General features: G+C 68.3%; 13 protein-coding genes. 9 read left to right on the top strand and 4 right to left on the bottom strand.

What is annotated here, in order from left to right:
* Nucleotides 1–17 precede the first annotated feature (17 nt).
* The 5 genes from NOCYR_RS13820 to mshC all read left to right on the top strand — a co-directional run bounded on the left by NOCYR_RS13820 (nucleotide 18) and on the right by mshC (nucleotide 4,574).
* On the top strand, nucleotides 18–953 hold the full coding sequence (locus tag NOCYR_RS13820; RefSeq protein ID WP_014351000.1) for an undecaprenyl-diphosphate phosphatase: 936 nt from the start codon (nucleotides 18–20) through the stop codon (nucleotides 951–953).
* A 16-nt stretch (nucleotides 954–969) separates the two neighbouring features.
* Nucleotides 970–1,704, top strand: a complete 735-nt coding sequence (locus NOCYR_RS13825) for a histidine phosphatase family protein (protein WP_014351001.1) — start codon at nucleotides 970–972, stop codon at nucleotides 1,702–1,704.
* Between the two features lie 87 nt (nucleotides 1,705–1,791).
* Complete coding sequence (locus tag NOCYR_RS13830; RefSeq protein ID WP_014351002.1) at nucleotides 1,792–2,376, top strand: DUF3090 domain-containing protein; 585 nt, start codon at nucleotides 1,792–1,794, stop codon at nucleotides 2,374–2,376.
* A 3-nt stretch (nucleotides 2,377–2,379) separates the two neighbouring features.
* On the top strand, nucleotides 2,380–3,180 hold the full coding sequence (locus NOCYR_RS13835) for an SCO1664 family protein (protein WP_014351003.1): 801 nt from the start codon (nucleotides 2,380–2,382) through the stop codon (nucleotides 3,178–3,180).
* A 155-nt stretch (nucleotides 3,181–3,335) separates the two neighbouring features.
* On the top strand, nucleotides 3,336–4,574 hold the full coding sequence (gene mshC / locus NOCYR_RS13840) for a cysteine--1-D-myo-inosityl 2-amino-2-deoxy-alpha-D-glucopyranoside ligase (RefSeq protein ID WP_048833339.1): 1,239 nt from the start codon (nucleotides 3,336–3,338) through the stop codon (nucleotides 4,572–4,574).
* Nucleotides 4,575–4,599: 25 nt separating this feature from the next.
* On the opposite strand, the gene NOCYR_RS27925 is transcribed toward mshC, so the two are convergent.
* A complete protein-coding gene (locus tag NOCYR_RS27925; RefSeq protein WP_081505397.1) occupies nucleotides 4,600–5,013 on the bottom strand; it encodes a nitroreductase/quinone reductase family protein in 414 nt (137 codons plus the stop codon).
* 184 nt (nucleotides 5,014–5,197) lie between these two features.
* Here NOCYR_RS27925 and NOCYR_RS13850 point away from each other — a divergent pair, with 184 nt between their 5' ends.
* The 4 genes from NOCYR_RS13850 to NOCYR_RS13865 all read left to right on the top strand — a co-directional run bounded on the left by NOCYR_RS13850 (nucleotide 5,198) and on the right by NOCYR_RS13865 (nucleotide 8,826).
* Nucleotides 5,198–6,487: a hypothetical protein gene (locus NOCYR_RS13850; RefSeq protein ID WP_048833340.1), complete on the top strand. Its 1,290-nt coding sequence runs from the start codon at nucleotides 5,198–5,200 to the stop codon at nucleotides 6,485–6,487.
* A complete protein-coding gene (locus NOCYR_RS13855; protein ID WP_014351007.1) occupies nucleotides 6,484–7,086 on the top strand; it encodes a 2'-5' RNA ligase family protein in 603 nt (200 codons plus the stop codon). Before NOCYR_RS13850 ends, NOCYR_RS13855 begins: the two co-directional genes overlap by 4 nt.
* A 213-nt stretch (nucleotides 7,087–7,299) precedes the next feature.
* On the top strand, nucleotides 7,300–7,590 hold the full coding sequence (locus tag NOCYR_RS13860; protein WP_048833341.1) for a hypothetical protein: 291 nt from the start codon (nucleotides 7,300–7,302) through the stop codon (nucleotides 7,588–7,590).
* A 348-nt stretch (nucleotides 7,591–7,938) separates the two neighbouring features.
* Nucleotides 7,939–8,826, top strand: a complete 888-nt coding sequence (locus NOCYR_RS13865) for an MBL fold metallo-hydrolase (RefSeq protein WP_231856080.1) — start codon at nucleotides 7,939–7,941, stop codon at nucleotides 8,824–8,826.
* A gap of 167 nt (nucleotides 8,827–8,993) precedes the next feature.
* Here NOCYR_RS13865 and NOCYR_RS13870 read toward each other — a convergent pair whose 3' ends face one another.
* The 3 genes from NOCYR_RS13870 to NOCYR_RS13880 form a co-directional block, all read right to left on the bottom strand.
* Nucleotides 8,994–10,016 (bottom strand): fused (3R)-hydroxyacyl-ACP dehydratase subunits HadA/HadB, encoded by a 1,023-nt coding sequence (locus NOCYR_RS13870; RefSeq protein WP_014351010.1) that lies wholly within the window; start codon nucleotides 10,014–10,016, stop codon nucleotides 8,994–8,996.
* A gap of 98 nt (nucleotides 10,017–10,114) precedes the next feature.
* Nucleotides 10,115–11,278 carry a hypothetical protein gene (locus NOCYR_RS13875; protein ID WP_014351011.1) on the bottom strand — a complete coding sequence of 388 codons (1,164 nt, stop codon included), beginning with the start codon at nucleotides 11,276–11,278 and terminating at the stop codon, nucleotides 10,115–10,117.
* A gap of 86 nt (nucleotides 11,279–11,364) precedes the next feature.
* Nucleotides 11,365–12,351: a BtrH N-terminal domain-containing protein gene (locus NOCYR_RS13880; protein WP_014351012.1), complete on the bottom strand. Its 987-nt coding sequence runs from the start codon at nucleotides 12,349–12,351 to the stop codon at nucleotides 11,365–11,367.
* Between the last annotated feature and the right edge of the window lie 108 nt (nucleotides 12,352–12,459).

The following is a 12,459-nucleotide window of genomic DNA, read 5'->3' on the forward strand; positions in this document are numbered from 1 at the left end:
GAGTGATAGGCGAGTCGATGACCTGGCTCCAGGCGATAGTGCTCGGCCTGGTGCAGGGGCTGACGGAATTCCTGCCGATCTCCTCCTCGGGACACCTGCGGATCGTGTCGTCGGTGTTTTTCGGCGACGACGCGGGCGCCTCCTTCACCGCCGTCACCCAGCTCGGCACCGAGGCCGCGGTGCTGGTGTTCTTCGCCAAGGACATCTGGCGCATCGTGAAGGTCTGGTGTTCCACGGTGTTCGCCAAACTCACCCAGCGTTCCCGCGAGACGGTGCCGCTGAGCGAGCAGGTCACCACCAAACTGCCCGTCGTCACCGGATCCGGGCCGCTGGGCTACGACCCCGACGCCGACGCCCAACGCGAACTCGACTACCGCATCGGCTGGTATGTGATCATCGCCACCATCCCCATCGGTGTGCTCGGGTTCCTGTTCAAAGACCTCATCCGCACCGGCGCCCGCAACCTGTGGCTGGTGTCGTTCATGCTGATCGCGTTCGCGCTGGTGATCGCCGCCGCCGAATACTACGGCCGCAAGACCCGCCCGATCGAGCAGCTCACCACCCGCGACGGACTGATCATGGGCCTTGCCCAGTGCCTGGCGCTGATCCCGGGCGTGTCCCGATCCGGCGCCACCTCCAGCGCGGGCCTGTTCCTCGGTCTCGAACGCGAGGCCGCGGTCCGGTTCTCGTTCCTGCTGGCCATCCCCGCCGTCACCGCCTCGGGCCTGTTCAGCCTGCCCGACGCCTTCGAACCCGCCGGTGAGGGCCTCAATGCCAGCGGGGCGCAGCTGCTGGTGGCCACCCTGATCGCCTTCGTCGCCGGCTACGCGTCGGTGGCGTGGCTGCTGCGGTTCGTCGGCAACCACAGCTTCTACTGGTTCGTCGGCTACCGCATCGTGCTCGGGCTGGTCGTGATGGGCCTGCTCGCGGGCGGGGTGGTGTCGGCGACATGATCGCTAGGCTGGCGCCATGACGGTGATCCTGCTGCGCCACGGTGTGTCGACCTCCAACACCGCGCACACACTGGCCGGCCGCAGCCCCGGCGTCGAACTCACCGACCGCGGCGCTGAACAAGCCCGCCAGGTCGCCGAACGCCTGGGCGGACTGCCCATCCAGGCGATCGTGATCTCGCCGATGCTGCGCTGCCAGCGCACCGTCGCCCCGCTGGCCGAGAAGACCGGCCTCGAACCGGTCGTGGAGGCCCGCCTGGCCGAGGTCGACTACGGCGACTGGACCGGACGCCCCATCGCCGAACTGCTCACCGAACCGCTGTGGAAGGTCGTGCAACGACACGCCTCGGGCGCGGTGTTCCCCGGCGGGGAAGGCCTCGCCGATGTGCAGACCCGCGCGGTCGCCGCGATCCGCGAACACGACCGCACCCTGGCCGAGGAACACGGCGGGGACGTGCTGTGGGTGGCCTGCACCCACGGCGACGTCATCAAATCCGTGCTCGCCGACGCGCTCGGGCTGCACCTGGACGGCTTCCAGCGCATCGTGGTCGAACCGGCCTCGATCAGCGTGGTCCGCTACACCCCGACCGCGCCGTATGTGACCCGGATCAACGACACCGGCCCCGATCTCGACGGCCTGGTCCCCGCGCCCGCGCAAAACTCCGCACAGTCGGGCCCGGTGCCCGGGGGTGAGATCGGCGCGGCCGGGAACACGGATAATGGGAATGCGCGGCCCAGCGATTCCCCGTCATGAGTAGTCGGCCGAACCGGGCCATCGCGGCCGCGTCGACCCCGACACCGGCGCCGCGGGCCGAACATGATCACGTATCAGGAGGTGCATGTGTCACGAGCAATCCATGTATTCCGCACCCCCGAACGTTTCGTCGCCGGAACCGTCGGTGAACCGGGCGATCGCGCGTTCTACCTGCAAGCCGTGCAAGAGCCGCGCGTGGTCAGCGTGCTGCTGGAAAAGCAGCAGGTGAAGGTGCTCGCCGACCGCATGGGTCTGCTGCTGGACGAGGTGGCGCGCCGCTTCGGCGCCGAGGTGCCGCCGCAAGCCGACGACGTCAGCGACAACGCGCCCCTGGTCACCCCGATCGACGCCGAATTCCGCGTCGGCACCATGGGCCTGGGCTGGGACGCCGACGCCGGCGCGGTCGTGGTGGAACTGCTCGCGATCACCGAAACCGAGGTCGACGAATCGGTGGTGCTCGACGACACCGAAGAAGGCCCCGACGCGGTGCGGGTGTTCCTCACCCCGATGCAGGCGCGCGAGTTCGCGCTGCGCTCGGCGCGGGTGATCGCGGCCGGGCGCCCGCCGTGCCCGCTGTGCGGGGAGCCGCTGTCGGCGCGCGGGCACATGTGCGTGCGCACCAACGGCTACAAACGCGGCGACATCTTCGGCGCCACCGAGCTGGAGGAGTGAGCCGTGCCCGCGGCAGGTGACGAGTTCACCACCGGCGAGCTGACGGTGATCGGGCGCGTGACCACCGCGAGCAACCTCACCCTCGTCTGCGATATCGGCGACGGCGAGACGCCACTGCGGGTGGTGTACAAGCCGGTGCGCGGGGAACAGCCGCTGTGGGATTTTCCCGACGGCACCCTCGCCGGCCGCGAAGTGGCCTCCTATCTGATCTCCGAGGCGCTGGGCTGGTCGGTCATCCCCGAGACGATCCTGCGCGAGGGCCCGTTCGGGCCGGGCATGGTGCAGCGCTGGATCACCGCCGCCGACAACCACACCGACCGCGGTCACCGCCTCGATCTGGTCGATTTGTGCCCGCCCGGCGCGGTCCCCGACGGGTTCTGTGAGGTGCTGCGCGCACTCGACCCCGAAGGCAACGAGGTCGCACTCATCCACGCCGACGATCCGCGCCTGCACCGGATGGCGGTACTGGATGTGCTGCTCAACAACGCCGACCGCAAGGGCGGGCACGCGCTGGAAGGCATCGACGGCCAGGTCTACGGCGTCGACCACGGCATCTGCCTGCACAGCGAGCACAAACTGCGCACCGTGCTGTGGGGGTGGGCCGGACAACCCATCGACGAAGCCCTGCTCACCGATATCGAGGCCTTCACCGACGCACTGCCCGGTGAACTCGCCGACGCGCTGTCGGCGCATATCACCGACGCCGAGATAGATGCGTTGCTCGACCGCGCGAAGCGGCTGCTCGACCAGCCGACGATGCCGCTGCCGGTGACCGCGCGCCCGATTCCCTGGCCGGCGTTCTGAGACCCGCGCGCGGCATCCGGTCTGCCTGAGCCAAACCCTTGACAACGCCGCGACGCCGGTTCCGTGCAGGTCGGCGACCGCGTATCGCATGCCGTGTCACACATGTGTGCCGGGGTGCGCGCCGGCGGCCTCCACCACACCTTTACCCTCGAAGAATGCAGTCCTGGTCCGATACCCCGATCCCGACGGTCCCCGGAGCAGGACCCCCGTTGCGGTTGTACGACACCGCCGACCGGCAGGTGCGCCCGGTGACCCCCGGCGCCACCGCCACCATGTACGTCTGCGGCATCACCCCCTACGACGCCACCCACCTCGGCCACGCCGCCACCTACCTCAGCTTCGACCTGATCAACCGGATCTGGCGCGACGGCGGCCACCAGGTGCACTACGTGCAGAACGTCACCGATGTCGACGACCCGCTGTTCGAACGCGCCGCCCGCGACGGCGTCGACTGGCGCGAGCTGGGCACCAGCGAGATCGAGCTGTACCGCGAGGACATGACCGCGCTGCGGATCATCCCGCCCCGCGACTACATCGGCGCCATCGAATCGGTCGACGAGGTCGTGGAGTTCGTCGGCAAACTGCTCGCCTCCGGCGCCGCCTACACCGTCGACGATCCCGAATTCCCCGACATCTACTTCCGCGCCGACGCCACCGAACAGTTCGGCTACGAATCCGGCTACGACCGCGCCACCATGGAACGGTTGTTCGCCGAACGCGGCGGCGACCCCGACCGACCCGGCAAACGCGACACCATCGACGCGCTGCTGTGGCGCGCGGCCCGCCCCGATGAACCGTCGTGGCCGTCTCCGTTCGGCCCCGGCCGACCCGGCTGGCATATCGAATGTGCCGCGATCGCGGTCAACCGGCTGGGCACCGAGTTCGACATCCAGGGCGGCGGCAGCGACCTGATCTACCCGCACCACGAATACTCCGCCGCCCACGCCGAGGCCTTGGTCGCCGGACGCCGTTTCGCCCGCCACTACGTCCACGCCGGCCTGATCGGTTTGGACGGGGAGAAGATGTCCAAATCGCGCGGCAACCTCGTGCTGGTGTCGAAACTGCGCCGCGCCGGAGTCGACCCGGCCGCGATCCGCCTGGGCCTACTGGCCGGCCACTACCGCCAGGACCGCATGTGGACCGACACCGTCCTCGACGAGGCCGTCGCACGCCTGGACCGCTGGCGCCGCGCCACCGCCGTGCCCGCCGCCGGCGACGCCACCGACACCATCGCCCGCCTGCGTCAACACCTCGCCGACGACCTCGACACCCCCAAAGCGCTCGCCGCGATCGACAACTGGGCCGACGAAGCCCTCACCTACGGCGGCACCGACACCGACGCACCCGGCGCCATCGCGACCGCGGTCGACGCGTTGCTGGGCGTGCGGCTCTGACCCTCGAGCTACCCCGGTGCGCCGGTCAGCGCGCTGAGGAGTTGGTGTCGATGCGCACCAGCACCTGTTCGGTGCCGTCCATCGCGAACCGGCTCGCCGCCGAGCGCACATAGTCGTTGAACCGTTCCAACTGCTGCGGCGTCAGCGGCTCGACCGACGCGATCCCGCTACGCCACCGCAACCCGGTCCGCAGCCGCACCCGCGGATCGGCCTCGATATTGCGCACCCAATCCGCTCGCCGCCCATGCACCGACACCAGCAACATCTGCGTGCCTTCGGTGATGCCGCGCGCCAGCGGTTTACGCCGCGGCTGCCCGGAGTGCCGTCCGGTGGTTTCCAGCACCACCCAGAACGGGACGACCGGCGCCAGGAATTTCGCGCCGGGCCCGGACAACCGCCAAAAGCGCAGGACCCCAGGGGGTCTCGTGGACTGCGTCATCGGTTCACCCTAGCCAGGTGCGGTTCACCAGGGAACGGTTTCCACGCCGCCGCTGCGATTTGCGTGCGATCAACCATGGTCGGTCACACTTATGCAGGTTGACGCGGGTCCCCGGCAGCCGCTCGCGCGGTACAGTCGCTCAGCAGCTGTTTCCGCAGTTCGAACCTGAGTCAGGGGTGGGTCGATGGTGAGGGCGAGAGCATGGACCGGGTTCGAGGCGGTCGCGCTCCAGGAAGCGATGCGACGATCGGTGCGCGATTTCGCCGGCTTGTTGGGCGTGGAGACGACGACCGTCAACAACTGGCGCGTCGGGCTGAGCAACGTCACGCCACGTTCCAGTACGCAATCGATACTCGATACGACGTTAGCGCAACGGGCCACCCCAGAAGATCGCGAACGGTTCGAAAGGATTGTCGCGGAGGGCGAATCAGCGTGGCGCAACCGGAACCGGCCGCCGCAGGATTCACCTTCGAACGGAACGAAATACGCTGATGACGATCGTGCCGAACTGCTGACAGTGCTCAACCGTGTGCAGAAGCTCAGCCGTTCCGTCGACTCGGACGTCGTCGACCAGATGCACAGCAGCACGCTGGGTGTCATCGAAGGGTACGAAACCGCCGAACCGGTAGACCTTCTGCCATGGCTGCGCAAGCAACGGGCTTGGCTGGAGTCGTTGATCGATGAGTGCGGTGACCCATTCCAGCGCATCCGCCTCTTCGAGATCGCCGGTCAGACCTCGGGTCTGCTCGGCTACATCGCGGCCAGCTGTGGGAGCTTCGCGGTCGCGCGCGCCTATTGCCTGGAGTCCTACCAGCTGAGTTGCTACGCCACTGATCCTGCCCTGATGGCGTGGGCGCGCGGCATGCAAAGCTTCTGCGAGTACTACGCCGGCCGCTACCCGGAAGCGCTTCGGTTCGCCGAAGCCGGTGTCGTCGCGGCGGCAGGAGGGCCCCAGAGTATTCGCCTGATCGTCAACGGTGTCGCGCGGGCGAAAGGAAAGCTCGGTGATGTCGAAGGTGTTCGCCGCGCCGTCGATGAGGCATACCAGCTTCTGTCGCGCACCGATGCGGGGCCTTTCCAGCGTTCCAGTATTTCACTCGACGGCTATAGCACCGCCCAACTCGCAGGCAACGCAGCGACCGCCTACTTGTCCCTGGCCATGCCGGACGAGGTCGAGCGATATGGCAGGCTCGCATTGAGCGAGATGCCGGCCGAGCAGTCGCCATGGGGCCGGGCGCTGGTGCAGCTCGACATCGCGCGAGCGCATGTGCTGAGTACGAATGGTGACTTCGACGCAGCGATGGCAATCATGGGCCAAATACTCGATCAAACGAAAGGCCCTTTCATGACGCCGGTGCGGTGTCGCGCCACGGAGTTCGTCGACGACGCAGCCGCACGATGGGGCGAGCTGCCGCAGCTGCGCGAGATCCGGGCGCAGGTGGTCGAACGCACCGAGGCCGGGCGGGCGTCGTGAGTGAGCTACAACTGCGCGAGGGCCAGGATGGTCCGCTCGGCCACTACTGGTTTCTCACCTTCGAACACGCGACCGACCTGCACATCGCAACAACCGAATGCCAGCGCACGCTGGATAGCAGCCGTTTCGCGGCGACTCCGACCGATGGCCTGCACCTCACCCTGGACCGGATATCTCGCAATGGGAGTAGTACCGCCCAACAACGGAGGCGGATCGCCACGGCGGCCGAAATCGCCTGCGCGCGGCAGAAGCCATTCGTCCTGACATTCGAGCGGCTGGTGAATATTCGCGCGGCCATCGGATTTCTCGTCTCGCCCGATGAGCGAATACACGAGCTACGCGATGCGCTCCGTACCGCCACCACATCCGTACTTCCCGATGCGCCCGTCAAGGACTCCTCCGCTGCCCCGCACGTCACCATCGCCTACCCCATCTATGAAGGATTGACTGCCGAAGCCATCGCGGCCGTCGACGCGAACGCGTCGAGTGCCCGCCGGGTGAAGGCGAGCATTGCCGAAGTCGCCATGGTGGCACTCGAGCGGCGTGGTCACGGGTACCGCTGGGAGACGATCGCTCGGATTCCGCTCACCGGCGAATAGCGGGCACGCGAGAACACGAACACTGCGCGAACACCACGCCCACGGCACGCCGTTCCAGTCGAACTCACTCCACGACAGAGTTGAAGCCACATCCGGTAGCGGGCGACGCCGTCGTACACGAGGCGGCGCACCGCCCCTCGAGAGCCAGGGACGGTGGCGAAAGCCCCGCTACCGGATCGCCCGACTCGATAACACACCAGGGAGTGACCATCCATGTTCGCGCTCGGTTGGATCGACCCGTCATCACCTACGCCTGATTGGGATGCGGCGCAGATCCGTCGGCTAGCGCGACGGCTGGGTTATCCGGTGTGCTGGGCGGATTCACCGTGGTTGGGACTGGTCGAGCAGATCGAATCCTGCGTCGCGGAAATCGTGATCGTGCCCTCGTCCGCACACATCGACGCCATCACGCTGAATCGGGTCATGGCCATCGCCGACGTCGAATGCGCGGCGCCACGGACGTCGTTCGCGCGCTGGACGATCATCGGGGGACGGCGGCGGTGAGCACTACGCAACTGGGATTGGTCATTGCGATCGGTCTCCCATTCACGGTCTTGATCCTGGTGATCTGGTGGCCGAGCGACTACGACGATCCACCGTGACAGGGCGATCCTTGTCCGGGCGTCCCGGACGTGATCTTCTTACCGCATGTGCAACGAGGTGCGGCGGTTGTTGAGCAGGCGGGGCATGTTGGGTGGGGTGGTCGGGGGTGGGGTTCTGGTTGCGTTGGGCGCGGGGGCGGCGAGAGGGGTGGAGTCGCGGACGGTGGTTGGGCGGCGGCGGTTTTTCGGGGATGACGTTGTCGATGCGGTGAGTGGGGCGGTGCGGGCGGATCGGGTGGTGATATCGTGGGTGGGGTGTGCGACGTATGCGGTGGCGTTCGCGGGGACGGTGGTGTTGCTGGATGCGTGGGTGCCGCGGTTGAGCAGTGCGGGGTATGTGCCGGCTACGGCGCAGGATCTGGCGGATCTGGCGCCGGCGGCGGTGTTGATCGGGCACGGGCATTTCGATCATGCCGGGGACGCGGGGCGGATCGCGCAGGCCAGTGGGGCGGTCGTGCACGGTACCGCCGAGCATTGCGCGACGATCCGGGCGCAGGTTCCGGATCCGGCGTTCGGGACCGTCGCGCTCGGTGACGCGGGCACCGCGCCCGGGCAGGTGCACGAATTCCGGATCGGCGATATCGAGGTGACCGCGGTGCGGCATCTGCATTCGGGGCCGACGGCGCCCGATCCGGTGAACGGGTCGCGGCCGTTCTTCCCGGTGCCGGATCTGTGCGCGATCGCCCAGCACCCGCCGACGCTCGAGGATCTGCGTGTCGGCCTGCCGCGGTTGCGGGACGAGGAGGGCGGCTGCCTGCTGTATCAGCTACGCGCCCACGGTTTCTCGCTGGTGTGGCACGATTCGGCCGGCCCGCTCACCGAGAAGGCGCCGCACGTGTTCGACGTGTTTGCCGGGCTCGCCCCGACCGATGTGCAGATCGGCGCCATCCAAGGTTTCAACCAGCTCACCAACGGCCTGCGCGATCCCCGCACCTACATCGACGCCATCCGCCCGAAGCTTTTCGTCCCGGCCCACCACGACAATTGGCTGCCCGGCTTCACCGCCCCCGCCGCCACCTACGATCAGCCGTTGCGCGCCGAACTGGACCGGATTCCGGCCGGGCATCGACCCGAGCTGCGCGCACTACTCGACCCTGGCGACTACATCGCTCCCGGCAGGCTCACGTTCGCCCTCTGAACCCGGCGTCGCAACATTATTTCCGGCCGACAGGCGCGACGCCGGTTGGTCCTGGACCCCGCCAGGTTCAACCAGCCACGACATCATCGAGGTAGTCGGCCGGTACGAGCCGAAAACGCCGCGAAGTTCGCGCGCCAGTGCCCTCGACATGTGGGCGAATAGCCCTCTCAGGCCAGCCGCACATCCGCGGTGGCGAGCCCGAACACCTTGCGTCCGCCCGATTTCGCGACGATGACGACCACCGCGGTCCTGGTCTCGGGGTCGAGGGATTTGATGCGGCCGGTGAACTCCACCGTGCCCGCCGAATCGGCTTCGATGATCGCGTAATTCGACAGCCGCACGCCGTAGCGGATGAGTGCGCCCGGGTCGCCCAGCCATCCGGTGACGAAGCCCGCGCCCAGGCCCATGGTGAGCATGCCGTGGGCGATCACGTCCGGTAGGCCGGCGAGGGCGGCGACGTCCTCGTGCCAGTGGATGGGGTTGGCGTCACCGGAGACGCCGGCGTAGTTCACCAGATCGCCGCGGGTGAGTGTCACCGAGCGGGCGGGCAGTTCGTCGCCGACGGTGACGGTGTCGAAGCGGGGTTCGGTGCGCGGGGTGCGGGTGCGCGAGATCGGCGAAAGGCGCGTGCCGGGCTCCGGTTCGGGCACCGAATCGGCCGCCGTGGATGCGCGGACGGTGGTGTCGAGGCCGCTCATGACGACGCGCTCGATGCGGTCGCTGATATCGGCGCTGACGTCCTCACCGGTGATGCCCACGACGGTGGTGTGCATGATCTGCACGATGTCACCGGTCTGGTCGAGGAAGGTATTGGTGATGGTGAGCAGGTCCTTGCCGGCGATGCGGCGCACCGAGGACAACTCGACATCGCTGACCAGCCGGTCGCCGGTGCGGACCGGTTTGTACATCTCGAAGACCTGATCGGTCTGCACGAACATGTCGAACCCGGTCATCACCGTCTCGAGCAGCCTGCGGTTGGCCAGCATCGCGGCGGTGGACAGGAACGTGGTGGGCGCGAGCAGACCGGTGTATCCGAGGTCGGCGGCGGCGTCTTCGCTCCAGTGCGCCGGGTGGAAGTCCTGGACGGCGCGCGCGTATTCGCGGATCTTCTCCCGGCCCACCTCGTAGTAGTCGTCGGCGCGGTAGCGATGCCCCACCAGCCCGGCCACGTCGAATGCCGCTTCCACCACTGTCCTCCTCCAACCGGACGTCACCGGCACACGTAATCGCCGCTGCCGGTACCGAATTCCCGACCGAAACCCACCCTCTCACACCGAGGGTGGCCGGTTCAGCGGTGGCCGCCGGAGTGATCGTGGGCGCAGGTGTCGGTGCGGCGGCCGTCGGCGCTGACCGCCTGCCCGGCGCCGTGTCCTTCCAGTGCGGCGAACGGCCCGCAGTGGTGGGCGGTGATCCACACGTGCACCATCGGATTGCCCGCCCCCGGGTTCACCGAGTTGGGTGGGCAGTTGCCTGCTTCGTCGGTGACACCGGCGACGACGGGCCCGTTGTCGCCGCGTTTCCAGCACAGATTGTCGTGCACGTGCCACTGCATCAGCGGCCCACCGAAATCCACCAGCTCGGGGTCGTCGATCTTCTTGTCCTTGGCGATGTACATCGCCGAGACCAGGGTGCGCTGGTCGCCGTCGACGCGGTAGACCAGTGACTCCGGGTAGGCGGGGTCGAGGAACCGGTCGTCACGGATATAGGCGCCATTGATGTAGTGCTCGTGGCCGGTGGACGCATCGCCGATGGAGCGGAAACCGAGGGCGCCGATCGTGGTGACGTCGGCGAAGGCCGGCAGCTTGTCCAGGGTGCCGCGGATCAGGGCGGTGGCGCGCTGCTCCTGCGCGGGCGTCACGCCGGGGACTCCGGAGACGTCGATGGGGTTCGCCGGATCCCACGGTCGGGGCCAGGCGGCGCCGGTGTCGTGGTCGTGGCCGCCGTGCCCGTCACCGGCGGCATGGGAGTGGCCGCCGCCGTCGCCGTGGCTGTGCACATGCCCGGCCCCGCCGAGCATGGCCGCGACGGCGAGCACTCCGGCCAGACCGGCTGCGGTCGCCGTCGACGCGGTCGGCAGCGTCGCGCCCGGCCGGACCAGGACGACAGTGGCGCCGGCGATCGCGACCAGACCCAGCAGCGCGCACGTGGTGTCGAGCAGCTGCGGCGCCTCCGCCGCGGTCAGTCCCTCCGGCCACGGCAGCCCGGCGAACCGCGTGTACCCCCAAATCGCGACCGCAACGACGTTCACCCCGATCACCAAGGCAGGCACGACCTTTCGCGCGCTCACTGCTGCCAGCAGACCCGCCGCGCACTGTGCCGCGGCCAGCAGCACCATCAGCCGGGCCAGCGTCGCGTGCTCGGTATGCAGGCCCGCGGCGAACAGATGCAACGCACCCGCCCCGACCGAGGCCACCCCGGCCGCCACCAGCACCCCGTTGCGCCCACCAACCATGTTCGATCTCCTCACCGTTCCCGGCGGACTCTACTGCGCCCGCGCGAGATCGAACTCCCCTGTCGTGTGAGAGAACTCTGTGGATTTCAGGGTTCGAGACCGCTCAGCACGCCCATGGCCTCGTGCTCGAGGCGGGACAGGTCCTCGAGCAGCGCGCCGGCCTGGTCGAGCAATCGCTGAACCCCGGACATGCCTGCCTCCCTGATCAGCGAGGCAACCTCGGTCCACCCGGCGGCGGCCTCGGCGTAGAGCCGGTGCCCGGTGCGCACGCCGGTGCTGTCGAGGATGTCGCAGCATTCGCCGAGGAAGTCGCGGTACAGGTTGCGGAACAGGGCGCCGGCGGTGCCGCCTCGCTCCATCAGCATCGCGGCCTGCGGCAGGTCGCGATGCGGGTCGTCGGTGCGGTCGAGCCAGGTGCGGATCAGCATGGCGGCCTTGGCGATTCCGCGGTAGCCGAGATTGACGATCGGCGGACGCAGGAAGGTCTCGGCGCAGGCGGTGATGGCCGGGACGATCGCGGCACGCACATCGGGCGGGCCGCCGGGGACTGTCAGGGTGAAGCTGCGGTGTGGTGCGGTCATCGGCCCGCGTGCGGCCCGGGCTTCGGCGAGACTGCGCAGACCTGTGGTGACGGCGCCGCCCTGCTGCGCGGTATCGACGAGGTAAGCGTCGTCGGTGTCGTAGCCGTACAGGGCGACGATGTGGCCGCCGAAATGCACCCGCGACCCGAAATAGTCCAGGTAGTAGCTGTCCAGCTGCAACCCGACGGGATATCCGGCGTCGAGGCGGTCCACCACGTCGGCCCATGCCTTGCGCGCCGAGCGGGTTTCGCGGACCTCGAGGTCGAGTGCGAGGGTGCCGGCGAGGTTCCTAGTGAGTTCGAACGGCTTGACCCGCCCGCCGAGGAACGGGAAATCCATGCTCTTGCTGTCCCAGTAGACGAACGACAGCCCGGCACCGAGGCCGAACAGCATCGGCTCGGACAGCTCCAGCCCCTGATGGCGCAGCAGCACACCCAGTGTGGTGGTCTCGCAGTGCTGCATCCCGCGCGCGTCGACACCTTCGACGATCACGTCCTGATGATGAACCCTCCGGTAGCAGGAGGGTCCAGCGGCTCACGGCCCGGCACGTTCCATTCGACAGCCCGACGATGCGCCGGGCCGGTGTGCGATGCCTCCCAC

The sequence above is a fragment of the Nocardia cyriacigeorgica GUH-2 genome (assembly GCF_000284035.1).
In the GTDB taxonomy this organism is placed as follows: domain Bacteria; phylum Actinomycetota; class Actinomycetes; order Mycobacteriales; family Mycobacteriaceae; genus Nocardia; species Nocardia cyriacigeorgica_B.